The organism is Halobaculum magnesiiphilum (assembly GCF_019823105.1).
GTDB lineage: Archaea > Halobacteriota > Halobacteria > Halobacteriales > Haloferacaceae > Halobaculum > Halobaculum magnesiiphilum.
Window position 1 is genome coordinate 189736 of the sequence record NZ_CP081959.1, and the last position, 17545, is coordinate 207280.

At 55.1% G+C, this 17545-nt stretch carries 18 protein-coding genes; 12 read left to right on the top strand and 6 right to left on the bottom strand.

The annotated features are described in order from the left end of the window. Window positions 1-130 precede the first annotated feature (130 nt). Window positions 131-2380, bottom strand: coding sequence for a DUF4209 domain-containing protein (locus K6T50_RS16190; RefSeq protein WP_222608998.1), 2250 nt, complete (start codon window positions 2378-2380; stop codon window positions 131-133). Between the two features lie 314 nt (window positions 2381-2694). Beyond that, the gene (locus K6T50_RS16195) at window positions 2695-3576 is read right to left on the bottom strand and encodes a hypothetical protein (RefSeq protein ID WP_222608999.1); all 882 of its coding nucleotides are present in this window, start codon (window positions 3574-3576) and stop codon (window positions 2695-2697) included. 124 nt (window positions 3577-3700) lie between these two features. Between K6T50_RS16195 and K6T50_RS16200 the strand changes: the two genes are divergently transcribed. The 5 genes from K6T50_RS16200 to K6T50_RS16220 all read left to right on the top strand — a co-directional run bounded on the left by K6T50_RS16200 (window position 3701) and on the right by K6T50_RS16220 (window position 6617). Continuing rightward, window positions 3701-4234, top strand: coding sequence for a hypothetical protein (locus tag K6T50_RS16200; protein ID WP_222609000.1), 534 nt, complete (start codon window positions 3701-3703; stop codon window positions 4232-4234). A 175-nt stretch (window positions 4235-4409) separates the two neighbouring features. Beyond that, entirely contained in the window at window positions 4410-4640 is a 231-nt protein-coding gene (locus K6T50_RS16205; protein ID WP_225935431.1) for a hypothetical protein, read from the top strand. A 168-nt stretch (window positions 4641-4808) separates the two neighbouring features. Then, window positions 4809-5129: a MarR family transcriptional regulator gene (locus K6T50_RS16210; RefSeq protein ID WP_222609001.1), complete on the top strand. Its 321-nt coding sequence runs from the start codon at window positions 4809-4811 to the stop codon at window positions 5127-5129. Continuing rightward, window positions 5126-5311 (top strand): hypothetical protein, encoded by a 186-nt coding sequence (locus K6T50_RS16215; RefSeq protein WP_222609002.1) that lies wholly within the window; start codon window positions 5126-5128, stop codon window positions 5309-5311. The genes K6T50_RS16210 and K6T50_RS16215 overlap by 4 nt, the downstream gene beginning before the upstream one ends. A gap of 49 nt (window positions 5312-5360) precedes the next feature. Beyond that, entirely contained in the window at window positions 5361-6617 is a 1257-nt protein-coding gene (locus tag K6T50_RS16220) for a Cdc6/Cdc18 family protein (RefSeq protein WP_225935432.1), read from the top strand. Between the two features lie 420 nt (window positions 6618-7037). Here K6T50_RS16220 and K6T50_RS16225 read toward each other — a convergent pair whose 3' ends face one another. Continuing rightward, window positions 7038-7298, bottom strand: a complete 261-nt coding sequence (locus tag K6T50_RS16225; RefSeq protein ID WP_222609004.1) for a helix-turn-helix domain-containing protein — start codon at window positions 7296-7298, stop codon at window positions 7038-7040. A gap of 665 nt (window positions 7299-7963) precedes the next feature. Here K6T50_RS16225 and K6T50_RS19325 point away from each other — a divergent pair. The 5 genes from K6T50_RS19325 (at window position 7964) to K6T50_RS16245 (ending at window position 11365) form a co-directional block, all read left to right on the top strand. After that, on the top strand, window positions 7964-8119 hold the full coding sequence (locus K6T50_RS19325; protein WP_425601414.1) for a DUF7563 family protein: 156 nt from the start codon (window positions 7964-7966) through the stop codon (window positions 8117-8119). 65 nt (window positions 8120-8184) lie between these two features. Next, complete coding sequence (locus tag K6T50_RS16230) at window positions 8185-9624, top strand: lamin tail domain-containing protein (RefSeq protein ID WP_222609005.1); 1440 nt, start codon at window positions 8185-8187, stop codon at window positions 9622-9624. Next, window positions 9624-9929, top strand: a complete 306-nt coding sequence (locus tag K6T50_RS16235; protein WP_222609006.1) for a DUF3006 domain-containing protein — start codon at window positions 9624-9626, stop codon at window positions 9927-9929. Before K6T50_RS16230 ends, K6T50_RS16235 begins: the two co-directional genes overlap by 1 nt. A gap of 144 nt (window positions 9930-10073) precedes the next feature. After that, entirely contained in the window at window positions 10074-10502 is a 429-nt protein-coding gene (locus K6T50_RS16240; RefSeq protein ID WP_222609007.1) for a TRAM domain-containing protein, read from the top strand. Between the two features lie 290 nt (window positions 10503-10792). Next, window positions 10793-11365, top strand: a complete 573-nt coding sequence (locus K6T50_RS16245; protein ID WP_222609008.1) for a transcription initiation factor IIB family protein — start codon at window positions 10793-10795, stop codon at window positions 11363-11365. Between the two features lie 1133 nt (window positions 11366-12498). On the opposite strand, the gene xseA is transcribed toward K6T50_RS16245, so the two are convergent. The 3 genes from xseA to K6T50_RS16260 form a co-directional block, all read right to left on the bottom strand. Then, on the bottom strand, window positions 12499-13542 hold the full coding sequence (gene xseA, locus K6T50_RS16250) for an exodeoxyribonuclease VII large subunit (protein ID WP_225935433.1): 1044 nt from the start codon (window positions 13540-13542) through the stop codon (window positions 12499-12501). 95 nt (window positions 13543-13637) lie between these two features. Continuing rightward, window positions 13638-14882 (bottom strand): RNA-guided endonuclease InsQ/TnpB family protein, encoded by a 1245-nt coding sequence (locus K6T50_RS16255; protein ID WP_222609009.1) that lies wholly within the window; start codon window positions 14880-14882, stop codon window positions 13638-13640. 207 nt (window positions 14883-15089) lie between these two features. Then, entirely contained in the window at window positions 15090-15257 is a 168-nt protein-coding gene (locus K6T50_RS16260) for a DUF1931 family protein (protein ID WP_121538119.1), read from the bottom strand. A gap of 222 nt (window positions 15258-15479) precedes the next feature. On the opposite strand from K6T50_RS16260, the gene K6T50_RS16265 reads away from it, so the two are divergent. Both K6T50_RS16265 and K6T50_RS16270 read left to right on the top strand, forming a co-directional pair. Further along, window positions 15480-16157: a metal-dependent transcriptional regulator gene (locus tag K6T50_RS16265; RefSeq protein WP_137685112.1), complete on the top strand. Its 678-nt coding sequence runs from the start codon at window positions 15480-15482 to the stop codon at window positions 16155-16157. A gap of 128 nt (window positions 16158-16285) precedes the next feature. Beyond that, on the top strand, window positions 16286-17545 hold the full coding sequence (locus tag K6T50_RS16270) for a multicopper oxidase domain-containing protein (RefSeq protein WP_137685111.1): 1260 nt from the start codon (window positions 16286-16288) through the stop codon (window positions 17543-17545).

Consider the following 17545-nt stretch of genomic DNA (forward strand, 5'->3'; position numbering starts at 1 on the left):
GGTTGAGCTAGTAGTTCGTCGACTTCGGCCGGTACTTCGAGCCGGAGCAAACCTGCTTGTCGGCGTTCGCGGATGACGGGGGCGGCCGGGTTCGTAGTCCACCGCTCCGCTTTCTATGGCTGGACCGCGGTCACTCTTCGGACACGGTGGAAGGTGATGTGTGGTCGGTCGCTAGTCGGTCTGCCCGGTCGGGGCCGATACCGGGAACCGCTTGGAATGCGTCTTGGTCTGCGTCCAAGAACGCCTGTTCGCTGTCGAAGTGGTCAGCGACGCGCCACGCAAGCGTTTCGCCGATACCGGTGACGCTGGTGGCCTGTTCAAAGATGTTCAGACACTCGTCGGCGGGGACGATCGTTTCTCCGTCGATCTCTCCTGTCGTGATGTCGTCCCGTTCCTCAAGCCGCCGGAGCGCGGTCCGGGTCGTGCTTTCGTCTATGCCGCGGACTTTCGCGTGTTCGATGATAGTGTCCCGGGTGGGTGCATCAGCAGAAGCGGCGGTCTGGTCGTCGATTACGTCCGTGATGGTGTGGAGGATCAGGTCGTTCTGGTCGAGCCAGGTGTAGTCGATGCTGTCTGGGATGTTAGGGTAGTCGTCGCGCAGTTGGTCGATTTCGTCTTGAATTTCGTCCCGGGTCAGTCCGGTCCCGTCGATGAGATAACGGTGGATGCGACCACGGTAGACGAAGAGTTCGGTATGGCCATCGTGGCCGTTTTCACGGATGGTGACAAGGGTGTGGCCGTCGGTGGAGGTGCCGTAGCCGATGATCTGCTTGTTCAGGTCTGTGAACAGGGAGAGGTCAGTTTCCTGGTCGTACTGTGTGGACGGGGAGAGGGTCTGCTGAGGAATACCGAAGTAGTTCAGATAGTCGGCGCTATTGAGTGTGACGAGGCATTTCAGAGTGTCGAACAGGGTTAGGACCGCGTTCAGGTAGTTCGCATTCCGGTACCGAAGCTGGCCGTGGGAAAGCCGGTTTCGGAGGTTCATTCCTTCCCGGCTCGTATATCGGTACCGGAGGTAGATGGCGTAGTGGCGTCCAAACAGGTCGCGTCCGTCGATGAACAGTCCGCCAAGGAGCTGTTGCTGAGTTCCTTCGTCGATGATTGTGTATGCTGGTCGTCCGACAGACTGGAGGGTGTCGACGATTGTTGCTTCGAGATGCGGGACGAAGAGGAACAGCGCTGGGCGGTGGTTGTCTTCGTGGAGTTCGAGGAGTGCGTCGGTGAGGAATGCTTCTGTATCGGGGGAAAGCGTGTCTCCGATCGTGAATATATGGAAGATGTGGGATAACGTGAGGTGGCCTTCCTTGATCAGACGGTAAAGTGCGTTTCCCAGCGATGACATCTTCCCTGCTGCATAGTGGCTGTAATTGTTCGGGATAGATTCAGTGTCCGAGGGGTCAACGGAGAGTGTATGTGCTTCCGGGGAGATGATCCGGCGGCTGACGAGCTGGGAGATGACGAACTCCTCCGTTGACAAGCGAATCTTATTCGGGTCGGGGATGAGGCTACTGGAGAGTGCCAGGCAGTAGAGTGCGTACGAGCCGGATCCGGAGGCTTGCTTCACATGCTTGAACCAGTCGACGTAGACCTGGGTGTTGTTCTCCATTTCTTCGGCGACAGCTTGCTGGAGGCTTTCGCCCTCGATCCCGTCTAAGTCCAGATCGTCCGGATTGAGTTCGTGTAGTTCAGTTTCGGTCCCGGTCCGGCGGGCTTGGAGGGCTTCCTGTTTCCAGTCGCGCTTCTGTTCGTCGCTTAGATATTCGGCACACTCGGCAACGCCACTCTGGAGGATGTCAGCTTTCTGCAACAGGCTCTCTCGCTCAACGAGTCCGGCTTCTCTTCGGTAAGAGTCGACGAGTGCGGTTTCCACGTCCGATGTGTCACGGCCGCATGCTCGTTTGAACTCGTGCAACAGCCGAAGGTATTCTCTGAGCAGGTTGAAGCGGTTATCTGTACGGTAGGCGTCTGCGTTCGCCTTGATGAGGGTTATCCATCGGTCTTTGTGGGGGTCCGGTATATCGTCGATGTTGTCGATTGCGGCTTCGATTATTGAGGTCGTGAAGCTGGGGGTGTCGTCTGGGTGGCAGTTTTGTAGGAACTCGAGTACTCCTTCAAGTTCGTTTGTTACGTCATGGCCCTGTAATCCTGCTTTGAGGCGGACTCGCCGATATTGGTATTGGGAAGCGATGTTCACCCATTCGCGGTCCTCTGCGTCGGCAATGGCGTCCTTGAACTGGTCGAGTGCGTCACGGGCTGATTGGAATGTGTCGTCGGTGTACCAGTCCTCAAGATTGTCCACGAGTTCGGGTAGCAGGTATTCACCGTCCATCTCGTCGAGGTGGAGCCGGGTCTCGTCGCCGAGCTCTTCCTCGCCTTCCACTGATTGGAAAAGTCGGTCCAACTGCAGAGCAAAGTGGAAATCTTCCCCGGGATCCGCTCGTGCCCTGTCGAGCGCATCGAGTAACCGGACCATACGGAATACCAGGTCTTAGATTATGTAAATGACAGGCACGTACTACTCTTGAACTGGCGCTCTACTCAATCTGTCTGAAACCCGCTTCCAGCTCCGTAATGAGTTCCTCGTCCCCGCCGACAGTGAGGTGATGTTTCTTCCTTGCACCTGTTGGAGGGCTTGTTGAAGTTCTTAATAATTACGACAATTCCTCGGATGAATATCGGCGGAGAGTTGTTCTCTCAGCAACCGAACTTTTCTCTAAGAGGTGAGAAGATCTCCTGGGAGTGTTCCCAGTAGATGGATAACACGGTCGGGACAAAGAACCCGAAAACTAAGCCGATATAATGCGAGAATATATTCACTGCATTACCGTCCTGTACAATCTGTTTCGGGAACAAGAGTGTTGGAGAAGATAGGAACAGCGCGAAGGCAACTATCACTAACATAACATGTTCTCTGTTTGAATTAAGTTCGGAAACTGATCCCCGTACCTGATCAAACCCGATACTGTGAATTTCGTAAAATAATAGGAGAGCCGATACCACTAGAATGCCCATTGTGATAAGCAAATTAGTATAAATCCACGCAGTGAACCCAAGTGCCATAAGGAACACCGATGTCCCGGTTGTTCCCCCTGCATCGTTCAAAACACGATATCGTACAAATGTAATCGAGGCCACAAGGAGAAGTCCCATAAAGGCCGCCCCAATACCTGAAAAGCCTGCTCCTGAACCTTGGCCAATTACTGCGATATTCAATAAGGCTATCACTGGTGGAAGACAAATCAGGAACGAGACAAAAGAGTACCAGAACAGCTTACGCCGATCTGCGCTTATAAACAAGAGGTATGTCGGAACGATGTATAGAATATACGCTACCAAGTTGTTGCTGAAGTGGTCGAACCCTCTGTGTACGTAGGAGGCGGACCAGATATTGAATAGAGAGGGATTTCCGTATTCCAGTACCAGTGATTGTTGAATTGATGCTGGTAGTAAATACGCCGCCGTAATTATGCTCGGGACTGCCAGTATCAACGCGAAGTCGATAATGTGAACCCGCTCCAACACTTCTTTCCAGTAGTCATTTTTCCGTTCTTGACAGGTTCTGACAGGGGACTTCATATTCTCGGATACGAACGATATCCGATTTAACACTTCGAATATGGTACATGTGAATCAGCGGTATTATGGTGAGACACGTGATTCAACTAGCTGAATTACGTGCTGCACGCACTGTGAATCACGTATGTCATCTGAAAATAGGTTCACTCCACCCGGGAAAGTACAACCTGGGGACGTTTATGAGGTGTTCTCCAGTTTAGGTGAATCCGTACTTACCACGTCCGAGATAGCCGAGCAAATTGACTGGGCATCTCGATCTACAGTTCTACGCAAACTCAATGATATGGAGAAATCCGACCAGCTTCAAAATAAAAAAGCTGGAAACAAGGAGAACGCGGGGGTAGTTTGGTATCTGCCAGATGAAATTGAAGATGTTCCACAGCCAACTCCCGATCTGATCAGGATCGTTTACCGTCACCCTTGGTTTTCAATATTGACGGGTGGTCTCCTCTTCGCTGGACTCGGCTTCGCTCTCTTTATGCCTAGTTATTTTGGTGAGGGCCTTTACCTCGGCCTGTTTCCTCGGGAACCGCTGGTACTGGTTAGCATCGGGTTGTATGTATTCGGTATCCTTGTAGCGAGTGTCGGGGGTGCGCTAGTTATTTGGGAAACAGTTGTGACTCTTGTTCAAAACAATCTAGATAAGGGGGTTCTGTAACAATTGTATCCCAACGTCTCATCATGGACCTGGGAATCTGAGCTAACTCGGCTATTGAGACGTCTTCTGGGCACCCGATCCCTACAACTCGGGCGGCAACCCTCGCCCGTGGCTTGTTCATACGGCAGACGACATCCCCTACAGCGGCGAAGAGTACATCTGTGCCGGGCTGACGTTGAGCGACCTGCCTGACAATCTCGAAGTGAGAGATACTGACTGGGCGAGAGAGGAACCCGAAGGGACCTCGTACTGCTCTCCGTGGGTGCTCGCGACTGTAAAACATGATGACGTTCAGAATCTGCAGAGGGAGTTGACAGAGGACTTCACAGAGCGGGTCACGATGCTCAGTTCCAAGTATGTGATGGGCGATCTCGATGGATTCAACCACCCTCGTCGGTCGGTGTAGATCCACAGCTAGTATATTTCAGGCCTGTGAGTACTGATCTGAAACTTTCGCTCCTTCGTCGAATTCGTCTCAGGGTATGCCAATTCACCGGTCAGCACTCCCCTTTGTGAGATCCCTCTCACGAGTGGCTCCCGCAGACTCATTACAATCTATTATGTTCTATAGCACATGCCAATTAGCATCGACCACTTCGACGAGGATCCCGCGGACGTCCTCGATCTCCAAGAGGGGACGCAACCGTATCGTATCCTCCATTTCCTCACCGAGAACAGCGAACAAGCGTTCACCCAGACGGAGATTCACGAAACGACAGACATCAAGCGCGGGAGCGTTGGAGCTGCGCTGTCGCGCTTGGAGGGCCGCGGTCTCGTCCGCCACCGCGGGCGGTACTGGGCCATCGCACAGGATGATCGCCTCGCCTCCTACGCGGCGCAAATGAACGCCAGCTCTGTCTCGCCGAGTGACGACTACTACAGAGATAAGGAATGAGCGAGGGCTACGAGCGGGGCGCAGTCGTGAAAGGCCCTTATCTCCTCGCGGATTACGACTACTGCCCGTACATCTGCTGGAGCGATGACTCACACCCGTTCCACAACGAGAAAGTGCTCTACGCGGCCATCGAAGTAGAGCGTAAGCGTGTTCTGCGGGATAACGGGCTGGTGGGTAGTTAGCTTCTTGCCAGAAGTTCTAAGATATCCGTCGACAACACGCTCATCAAACGTGCGTGATAATAGTAGAGCGTTTGATACTGATATTGATTCATATGCTCCTGAGAGTATGCCAGAGCGAGAAGAAGAACTGAGTGATCTCAAGAAGAAGCTGAGACCTGCTGTACTTGGTGGGACACCGAGCCACGGAATTATTTTTGGCTCTTCTGGTCAAGGTAAAACACTTTCAATTAGACTGATGACAGAGTTGACGAAGGATGCATGCGAAGAGGAGCAAATAGATTTTACAACTATATGGGTTGACTGTGAGGGCGCTGGGAGTTCTCATGCGGCGATAGGTCGTTTAATTAATAGTTCGCGCGAAAAACAGGGTAAAGTTGGAAATGAAGACCCTATTGGCCATCATCAAGTGACCCTTTTTAATCGAGCTAGCAGAGAACTTAGAGAAATTGGTGGAACAATTGTCGTAGTCCTTGACGGTGTAGAAGATTTTGAGGGTTATGACTATATTCTATACGCCCTTTCAGAATTTGGAGGAGGTGGAGTGAGGGTTGGCGTGTTAGTCACATCGACCGATTTTGGGTATAGAGGAAAAATCTCTGCCGGGACAAAGTCGAGGATAGGCCCCTTTAATATACACTTCGATAGATACAGGGCACGAGATATTGAGAATATAATCAAACGCCGTTGCGTCGCAGGGCTTCAAAAAACCGGTTTTGAGCAACCTGAGACGTATGACGGTTTTCATTCAGAGTATATCACTGATGATGCTATTAATCTGTGCGCGACACATGCATCAAGTGAGAAAGGCGACGCTCGGCGTGCAATTATGATTCTTAAACGGGCCGTAGCTCATGTCGATAACCACTTTAAACGCGATACTATACGGCGTGAGGATATTGATAGAGCCATTGAACAAATAGAAAAGGAAATTACTATTAAAAATATCATACAGAAACCAACTCCCGTTCAATTTACATTGTTATGCCTAGTGAAGAATTCATTGGATGGATGTGAATGGGTCAGGACAGCTCATATAAAATCCCAATGGGATAGTGATGTGACACTGTGGCGTGAAGGGGTCGTTCATCGAACGATCCACTCATACCTGAAAAGACTTGAAGCTAGTCAACTGGTTGATAAAGAGTACAGGTCAAGCGGGTCCGATAGTTCAAGTGATTACTGGAAACTAACTGAACCAGTCGAACTTGTGCTTGAATCTATCAAAACGACCAACGATCCAGCATCTAAGTACGCTTCAAAAATAATTGACTCATATGAGATTTCTATAGAGAATGAGAGGCTGTGAGCCTTCGGAGTGTTGGGGTACTATCGGAGGATCCTCGATTCATTTGCTTAGCCTCTATAACTGCCTCGACATGTCGTTTGCCGATCTCCTGGCCTGCACCTAGCGATAGAGTGTCGCTGCACTCCCGATCCGTTCTTGGGTCTCCTGCGACCCAGAAACTTCCGCCTGTGTCAGCACTTCCCCCGTGAGCGCCGCCGCACCTCCGGCACCAAAATGAAGATGTAACTGACAACCAGCGATACGATGATTAAAAAACAGGTCTGTCACGCTGGCCGCCGACAGATGCGCGTTATCGATTTAGTAAAGCTTCAGCAGCACGACCAGACCCTACAGCTACCGTTTGAACTCTGTCCAATTCATACAATGCTCTGATGATATAGGTGACATTGTTGTGGGGTGCGTCCGTAAGAGAAGGTAATATCACCCGAAGAGGTCGCTGGAGTCGATACTGAACCCACCTTCTCCGTGCTCCCGAGCGAGATCTCCCGCGAGCCACGTGCGTGGTTCCTTGTCGCGACGCGCGAGCCACCCGTCAGCCTCGAGCTGAGCCAGCACTCGGGAGACTGTTTGCCGGCTCGGCGCGTCGTCGACGCCGGCGCGCACATCTGCCGCCGAAAAACGCTTGTTTATTAATGCGAGTCGGATCGCTTCACTCGCGACGGCCGCCGCACGGTGACTCATAATCGCTGTACGTCAGCTTGATTCATAAGGCTGCCTCAATAATGAGTCCTTAAGTATCAATATATCTTGGTTTTCGGATTTGGGTACCGGCAGTCGTTGCTTCCTTTCGGGTGTGTAACCTCCCGATATGCATTTAAGTACCCTTGATTTCTAAACCGGCGGTAGAGAGCTTGTACGTCCCTCTCAGAACCACATATTGCTTTGTCCCGTGCAGACAAATCAAATATGCAGTTCTCTCGCTGAGGATACATACCCGGTCTCTGCTGGCGGGTCCCAGTGTCGCGGCTGGTGTAGATCGGCGCCGTTCCGCGGCTGAAGACTAACTACTTCGCTCTGAATAGTTGGTTAGCCTGAGAGCTCAGTTTGGTGTGTCCAGTAGAGACACACCAACGGAAGAAGTGCCAGCCAGCGGAGGGGTACTTCGTTGTGGTGTCGCATGCAGACACACCAATACTACAGCGCCTCGTACTCACCTCCACCTGAGCCGGCGCGGGTCACCTGGCGGCCCTTCTCCGCGAGCGACTCCACTGATTTGACTATCTGGATACTGCAAAAATGCCGAGAAACCTAATTTGTGTGTCGACACTACGTAGGAACAGGCGGGTCCAGTGAAACGGGATCTAATGAGACAGAAAAGCTATAACACAACCGACAAGCCTCCGATTATGCCGACTTGTGGAAACTGCGAGAGTTTTGTTACTCAACGATATGTCGATGTTTTCGCGCCCGGTGGTGCAGAGTCAGTTCGTGTTTGTCCAAATTGCGAAGATCTTGTTCGAGACGGCAACGGTGTCAGAGAAGCACGAAGCTCGCGACAGTGATCGCTCCAAGGTAGTCAGCCGCAGCACCGGACACACTTAGTGCGGGCTCACTCTACTGCTAGCGAATGCATCGGAGTTGGCACACAGCCCTTGTCGTCGCGGTCGTCGTCCTTGCGGGCTGTACTGGGGGAACGCCGGGTGTTACAGATGGCGGTGAGTCGCCGGTCCCGTCTACGTCGAGCACAGCCACGTCGTCGACGACGCAACAGCCGGCGCCCGAGGGCACGATGGAGATTCACTTCATCAACGTGGGCCAGTCTGCGAGCACGCTCATTATCGGGCCCACAGGTGAGACGATGCTCATCGATACGGGCGACTTCCGGACTGACGGGGAACACGTCCTGTCGTATCTCAAGGAGCACGACATCGATCGGATCGACCACCTCGTCGTCACCCACAATGACGCGGACCATATCGGGGGCAACGCCGCGGTGATCGAATACCTCGAAACCGAAGGCGAGGGCGTCGGCGCCGTGTACGACCCCGGGATCGCCGCGAGCACGCAGACGTACGAGGCGTATCTCGACGCCGTTGAAGAGTACGATGTCACGCTGTACGAGGTCCGGGAGGGTGACGATCTTCCGTTCGAGGGCGTCGACACTCGCGTGCTCGGGCCTCCCGATCCCTATCTGGATGTCGACGGGCGCAACGAGAACGGGATCGTGCTCCACCTGACGTTCCGCCAGACAAGCTTCCTCCACACCGGGGACGCCGAGGAGCGCCAAGAGGAGTACCTCGTTGAGGAGTACGGCGAGTCACTCAACGCGACCATCTTCAAGGCTGGCCACCACGGCAGCGACAGTAGCTCCAGCTCCGAGCTTCTCGATCTCGTCTCGCCAGAAGTAGCGGTGATCTCCAGCGCCTACGATTCCCAGTACGGTCACCCCCACGAGGTCGTCTTGGAGCGGTTAGCCGAACGGTCGATCCCGGCCTACTGGACGGCGACCCACGGCACGGTTGTCATGGAGACTAACGGCTCAGCGGTCACGGTCAAAACGCAAGCCCAAGCACCGACGGATCCGCTCGCGATTCGTGATAGTGACCCGGTCGAACCGGGCACGACCACACCCCTCGAGCAGCACGCTGTGATCACAGCTGTGGGCGGCAGCGTCCAGACAGTGACGCCGACCGCAACGTCGACACCGGCTATAACCGACGGCGGATCCGATCCCGGCGCGCTCGAGCTCGTCGAGGTGCACGCGGACGCCGAAGGAAACGATCGCGAGAACCTGAACGACGAGTACCTCGTCTTCGAGAACACCGGTGACACCGAGCTCGATCTCTCGGGGTGGACAGTTGAGGACGCCGCTGACCACATCTACACCGTTCCTGAGGGAACGACGCTCGAGCCCGGTGCGCAGATCACCGTGCACACGGGGAGTGGCTCGGATACAGCAACTGACCTGTACTGGGGCGCATCTGCACCAGTCTGGAACAATGGTGGGGATACAGTAACTGTCCGAGCGGAGGATGAGACGATCGTGCTGCAGGAGGAGTACAACTGATGACTGATGATAGCGCCGACGTACCCGACGGGAAGCACACAGCAGTGGTTGATCGCTTCGAGGACGACCTCGCCGTCCTGGAGGTGACGACACCAGATGGACTCCGTCAACTCGTCGTCGACGAGGCTGAGCTACCCGAAGATGGCCGCCACCAGGATGCCGTCCTCGAGGTGACCGTTGAGTCGCAAGAGTTGGTGGAGGCCATGTACAACGAGCGGGATACGGAATCTCGGGTGGAAGGAGCACAGGACCGATTCGACCAACTCTCGAATCGACTTGGGTCGGACAATCCAGATAACCGCTAATAAACCGCTACGGGGCCAATCCTGAAGGCTTCGGAAGATTCATTCCAGTTTCGGTTTCCATTGATCAATTTTCGACTCGATAGTTCGGTTCCATAAATCCCGATAGAATAAAGGCGGGACACCAGTCATCTACATACACTCGTTATGGAGATATCTGACCAACTTCTTTCACTGTACACTGGAAAAATAGAAGAAACATCAGAGCGGTACGTGTTGGAAGTACCTGAACACGAACTCGATCTCGGTAGTCTCGAGAGCGGTGAAGTATACCGTATTGCTGTCCTGCTCGAATCCGATTCAACTGCTGGCATTGAACCTAGTAATACAGTCCAAAACCAGAATCCGCACCGGCAGCCTCAGCACCAAGAGTACGATGAACCACCAGTTGAGCCAGGAGATGAACGTGTTGTCGAGATAGAGTCAACGGGAGAGGAAGGCGATGGTGTTGCGAAGGTGGATCGCGGCTACGTTGTGATTGTCCCGGAGGCTGCAGAAGGCGACAGAGTCCGCATCGAGTTGGATACGGTACGGCAGAATGTCGGATTCGCAGATGTCGTCGAGTACGTCGACTGACTGTTCTTTTACAAACTCTGATTGTCCACGCTGTGGGCGTGATACATGTCTGTCTTCGCCTCTTGACATCTGTCACCGAGTTCCCTCAGAAATTGAGCTGTCGTAATGTGTTGGCATCGTCTTCGATAGCGAGGTGGCGAAAGAGGACGGAAATATCAATTAATAATCAGAATAGATCGGGTTGGATCGTTGTAGAGTCTGGGACAAGGCGAATCCGCAACCGTAATATTAGCGTAGTATTGAACTGAATCTAACTATCGAATGTACGACGCTGCAGACACGAAAGCGGCATGGAATCGCGGCAACACACCGTCGCGATCGCGACGGCTGTTCGTGAGCTCGGACTCTCCGACCGAGTCGGCGATACGGCGAGTGACCAGCTCGTCGTCGCCCACGAGCATGATCTACTCCGTGACCGTGGCGTTCGACCCTTCGCTGCCGCCGCGCTCCGTATCGAGAGTCTTGCGGCCGGGGTTCCGCGGCCGGTGTGTCGGATCGCCGCTGCTCTTGATGTCGACGAATTCGCTGCTCGAGAAGCGGTCAAGCAACTGCAGGGCACGGGTGAGGTGCCGCTCGTGCTCACAGATGTCGAAACCGTACTCATTCAGCTTTGCTTCGAAGCAGATCCACCCGACGCTGTGGCGACGGAGGCGTTCGCCTGTCTTGAAGCACTCGACAATTCGGGCAAGACGATCTATCGCTCGCGAGCAGGAATCGCCGCCGCGTGTCTCATCTACGCGTACGTCTTGGTCGAACTCGCGCCATCACCAACGCACGAGGAGATCGCCGCGATGGCAGGCACGACGCTCATGACGACGTACACACGTCGCGACGAACTGGAGACTGTCCTCGAGGCGGAGTGACGTTGACCTGAGACGGCGCGTGCAGCAGCTCTTACGACTCGTCGAGTGCGCCGATTGCCTTGTTCATATCAGGTGCGTCGACGTCGGGCTCGGAGCGCCACTGCCAGTAGGCATACTCGTACCCATCCCCGATTCTTTGATCGATCTCATCACATATCTTGGGCGACCATAGCATCCGCCTGTAAGAACTGTTCGCTCTTTGGCTAGATAGTGCCGTCAGCCTAGGATTTCAGGGACTCCGTCAAGAGTGGTCTCTCTGCCAATCTACGGACTCTAGAGGAGTCGCTTCGTGATCACTGACCGGAACTCATCTCTGCTGGCCTCGGTGACTTCGAAGACATGTGTGTCGTGGCGGTCGTTGGCCTCGTCGATGAATCCCCTCGTAGAGCGGTAGTGAATTGCAGCGACGAGTGAGTCTAAAAGGGACCTGGCGTCGATCAACTGGCTCAGGAATCAAGCTAACTGGACGGACGCAACCGTCTTGCGGCGACAGAGGCGACCTGACGTCGACGCATTCGTGTCAACTACTACCTCCCAACCGGCATGCTGTGTTCCGATCGGATGGGAATCCGATTTCATCGGATCGGCAACGCACCGTGGACTCCTCCACAGTGTACGTACTCCCGTCAGCAGGTCACCACACCGACTCAAACTCGTCCGGCAGGGCGTTGCTGGTTCTGAGACGCGTCTCGATATCTAACCGCATTAGGCTTGCGTCCTCCCGGTTCTCATCAATGTGGTTCTTCACCGCGGTGTACCATGTCGACATGTGTCGCGTCGCTCTCGAATGTCTCTTCCAGAGTAGTAGATAGGTCGTCTGGCGTCCTCTGTCTCGGCTCTGTGACAGTCATACGTCTATCGGCGTGTGACAATGATACTCATTCTACCACTGTAAGTGTATCTCACGGAGCAGAAGAGACGGCTCACCTCTTTTCGAGGACTCACTTAACCGGTTGAGAGCCCCCTCACTCGCGACTACCTTTCGGCCAACCGTGAGAGGTGATCAGCGAACTGTTGGAGGTGGTGGACGTCTAGATCGTCGACATCCTCAGCGCCGCGCTGTTTGACCCATTCGACGAATGAATTGACGACGCGCTCGATCTCCCTCCGGTGTCGTCCGGAAAATCCCTTGCTCACGTTCGTGACGAACGTCTCCAAAGCGCCGGTAAGTGAGGTGGAGGGGGCGAACGCGGCCCATGAACCCTCGATTTGGCTCCGGTATCTGTGTTCCTCACCCGACGGCGTGGCGGTATTGGATTCCACTTCGGCTTAATAGTGGACTGTGTAGATTCGGATTCAGAATATCTGAGTGCGTTGAGTGCAGAATTGGGGCATCTCGGGAGATACACGTTCACGATATACTCGCCGGCGGCGGTCGGCGTGATCGCCGCGACGTCCGCCACCTGATCCGCGATGAGTCGGTCATCAGTGTGTCCGATCGCGGTGACCACCGGGGTATTCGCGGTGAAAATCGCCTCCGCAACCCGCTCGGTGTTGAAGGCTTGGAGGTTCGAATCGCTCCCACCGCCCCGACTGACGATGATGGCGTCGACGTCCTCCGAGCGGTCGAGATGGTGGACGCCGTTCGCGATGGACGTCGGCGCGTTCGACCCCTGGACGGTTGCGTCCTTAACCAGGATGTCGACGGTGGGGTCCTGTCCGTGGATCGCGTTTTGGATGTCGTATCGTGCGTCTCCTCGGAGGGACGTGACGACGCCGACCCGCTCCGGGAACGCCGGCGGTTGCTGTTTCTGCTCATCGTCGAACCAGCCCCGCTCTTCGAGTTCGCTTCGCAGCCGCTCGACGGCAGCCGCCTGGTCGCCGTCGCCGACGACGATCACCCCCCACGGTTTGAGGTCGATTTTCCCACCTTCGACCCAGTAGTCGATATCGCCCTCGAGGATGACTTCGGTCCCGTCCTCGAGGTCGGCGTCCATCTCCCGGTAACGGTTCGCCCAGATCATACAGGGGAGCTCGGCCTCGCCGTCGGTGAGCGTGAAGTAGAGCGCCGTACTGTTCTTGTGGAGGTCAGTGACCTCCCCGATACAGCGGACGCCGTTGAGGGCAGGCGTGTCCTGGACGACCGACGCGATCCGGTCTTTCAGCTGGGACACGCTAAGGACCTCTCTCGCATCGGGTTCGACCGCCTGCCGTTCGGTATCCGGTGCGTCCGCCATCTCCGTTTCCTAACTTGTAAACTGCCCTACCCTACTCCCTCGGCGCTCTGCGCCTCGGTCCTTGAGGGTAGGGCTTTGATGTGGACTCCCGGCAATCAGTCCCCAGCAACAGGCTGGTGACTCCCGCCGTTCAACGTCCCACCATTTATACGCACGTCTACTGGTGCGTCTCCGCCCCCCGACGTGGGCGAGGAACGGAGTCTGTGTTTCCGCTTTCGGGCATAGCGTAGCCCGATATTCTTCGCTGCATTGTAGTCCGCGTTCACCTCGTAACCGCATTTCTGGCACTCGAAGTGTTCTCCGTGGCGATTCGCTTCGTTCGTGAACCCACAATCCGTCCGAGAACAGCGTTGGGACGTGTGGTTCGGTTTGACTTGTTCCACGGAGACGACTTGTTCTGGTGCCTTGTAGGAGACGTACTCGTACAGGCGTCGGAACGCCCAAACATGGTGCCATTTAGCCTGCGGGAGACGCTCACGGATGTCGGTTAAATCCTCGAACACGATCACGTCGCAGTCGTGTTCGACGGCTTCCGAAACGATCTCATTGGCAACCGTGTGAATGTACTGCTTCCGCCAGGCTTCTTCTCGCTTTCCAAGGCGAAGCAGGGCGTTGTGTGCGGCCTGCGTGCTGCGCCGTTGCATCTCGCCACGTCGCTTCTCGAACTCGCGGCACCAATGGTCGTAGTCGTCGCCCTGCCAGAACGTGCCGGTCGAAGCTACTGCGAGGCTGTTGACGCCGAGGTCGATACCGAGGACTGTTTGGTGCCCGGTATCTGCCGAAACCTCGGACTCGTCGTCATCGTACTTTCGCGTCGTGATGTGGAAATAGAACTCGTCAGTCGTCTTGTCGTATTGCAGTGTGCTCGCCCGGAACTCGTACTCTTCTGAGAGAACGTACTGTTCGTAGGGCGTTGGGCTGTCCGCCGGGAGTTCAAAGTCGCACTCAACACGTCCGTTGACGGTGGAGAGCGAGACTTTGTTCCGGTAGAATGTGGCGCTTCGCTTATCGTAGACTATGCTCCACGAAGTGAACTCCGGTTGGCTCACACGCTTGCCCTGTTTCCATCGTTCGACGCACCCTTTCGTCGCTTGGACGGCGCGTCGGATGGCCTCTTGAACGAGGTTGGCAGTGAGATCAGTTTCTTCCCGCAGCTCCGGGTAGAGTGCGTCTCGCGCAGTTGAGTTCGCAGTGATGCAGCTCATGTAGGAGTCGTCGTCCCAACAGAACTCGGCAGCACGATTCGCACAGTAGAGGAACTGTCGCGCAGATTCGTGGAGGTCGTCGCGCCGCTCATCGGGAACAACGAGTTTGACCGGCGCAGTTCGACGCACCTCCATATTTCAGATTACCACTCGGCGGTTCTTATAATATTGGGAGTCGGGTAGCTACCGTCGTGCGGTTGCGTCGTCCTTTGTCGGTTTCCTCTCCGCCCTACGCGTTCGCTACACTCGCTCCTTGAGATCGGAGGCTCCACCTCGAATTATGCTGAACAGGAACATCAAAAAGCTACGTTCGAGTGACGGGGTTGGCTGCGTTACGCAGGCCTACAGATCGCGGGGCTGGACCGTCTTCCGGTCGTTGGCCTCGGCACGCTCTGCGGCGTCCTCGAGTAGTTCGGCGACCTCTTCGTTGAGGGCGTCGTAGAAATCTGCCGAGACGTTGTGGTCCGAGAGTGCATCCTTCACGGCTGCTTTGACGATTAGGTCAGACATTCCAACGCGGACTTCTATTGTCTATATTATAAAGGTTCGAACTCTCGGTTTTGCCATTCTGGGTGTCAGTTGGAAACACACCAAGAAGCTCCGAAAAATCGATGCCAGTGTTGACCGTGGCGATAACCGGACTCACGGACATCAGAATTGCACCCACAGCTGGTGACTCTACAAGCCGACACGCAGAAAACTATAAACTTAGTCTCGTCTAATTTCGTTCTAATGCTGAGCGCCATCATGGAGGACTATCTCAAAGCGATCTATTACCTCCAGGACGAAACGGATGAACGGGTGCGGACCTCGACGCTCGCTGAGCATATGGGTGTAGAACAGCCGTCCGTCACCAGTATGATGAAAAAATTGGCCGAGCGTGATTTGGTACATCATGAGCCCTACAAGGGGGTTGAACTCACAGACACCGGCATTCCTATCGCTCTCGAAATCATTCGCCACCACCGGCTTTTAGAACGATATCTGACGGATCACCTCGAGTACGATTGGGCTGAGGTGCACGACGAAGCAGATCGCCTCGAACACCACATCAGCAATCAATTCGCCGACCGGATAGCAGAGCAGTTAGGGGATCCCGCAGTTGACCCACATGGCGACCCGATTCCCACCGCGGAGCTGGATATTTCTGCACCGAAATGCGGTGAAACACTGGCCGATCATCAAGTGGGCGACAGCGTTCGAATCGAACGCGTGCCAGACGAAGACGCTGATCTACTCCGATATCTGTCCGAACACGGGATTCACCCGGGAACTGAAGTGGAAATCGTTGAGGTCACCTCATTTGGAATGGTGACACTCGATCTCGACGGTGGCGACGAACCAGTTGCACTTCCCGAGAAAGTTGCCCGCTCTATATCCGCTCAATCTCTGTCTGAGGATACAAGCTAACCGAGTCGGAACCTCGTCCGCCAGCGATTAGTTTAGACTCAATCAAAGTTTAGATGAGTCAAATATATACGTTGGATAGCTCAAGAGACTCCTATGGGCATCAAGAGGCTTGACCAGCGGAGGAGATCATGCCATCGATAGATTACAGTAGCGCAGCAGACGTCACAGAACGACTTGAAGAGCGGCTGGTCGAATCACTCACCGGTGAGACGAGCGTCAGCCGCCGCACGGTGCTCGGCGGTCTCGGTGTTGCCGGGAGTGCAGCCGTCGGACTCGGGAGTTCTCGGGCAAGTGCCGCCTCCGATCACGACGATGAGGCTGAACATGGTAACTTCGGTGCGGTGGGCGAATACCGGGATTTGGATTTCGACCCCCACGAGTTCCTCACTGCATTCAATACCGGAGACAGCGGGCAAGATAACGTTCCCCAACAGGTCTACGAAGAGGATGGCCGAACCGTGCGGGAGTTCGAGTTCACCGCCGTCGACACCACGATAGCAATCGCGCCGGGCGTTGAGTTCCAGGCATGGGCGTACAACGGCCAAGTACCGGGGCCGACGATCCGCGCCGTCGAGGGCGACCTGATTCGCGTGAAGTTCACGAATCTGGGACGACACGCACACACGATCCATCCACACCTGAAGAACCTCAACCCGAGAATGGACGGGATCCCCCAGAATGGGCCTGGCGTCCTCGATACGGGCGAGTCATTCACCTACGAGTGGATCGCCCAACCCGCCGGCACGCACTTCTATCACTGCCACTCACTCCCGTTGAAAGAGCACATCCACCGCGGACTCTACGGCACGATCATCGTCGATCCGGACCCCGAACGCGTCAGGGAGAATCCACGCGAGTACGTCAACTACCCGGGCCCGATTACCGATGACTTCCGAGAGCAGCTCGTCGAAGAGGCGAAGAGCCGGAATCACGAGTACGCTGAAAACGACGCCGTCAACGAGATGGTGATGGTGATGAACTCGTTCGACACCAACTTCGACGGCGGTAACGAGGTCTACGCGGCGAACACACGAGCGTTCGGCTACGGAGTCGGTGACACCGACGGCGAGGGCAACTGGACGGCGGGCGAGACGAAACGCCCCATCCAGATCGACAAGAACCAACGCCAGCGCGTGTACCTCTCCAATGCAACGGAGTTCGACCTCATCAACTCGTTCCACACGCATTCGCAGTTCTTCGACTACTACGACCACGGGACGACGCTGACGCCGACGAATAAGACCGTGGACACGATCATGCAATGCCAGGCGCAGCGCGGCATCATCGAGATTGACTACTCCGATCATGAGCCGGGCCTGTACATGTTCCACGCCCACCAGTCTGAGTTCGCCGAACTCGGCTGGATGAGCTTCTTCGAGGTGGTCTAA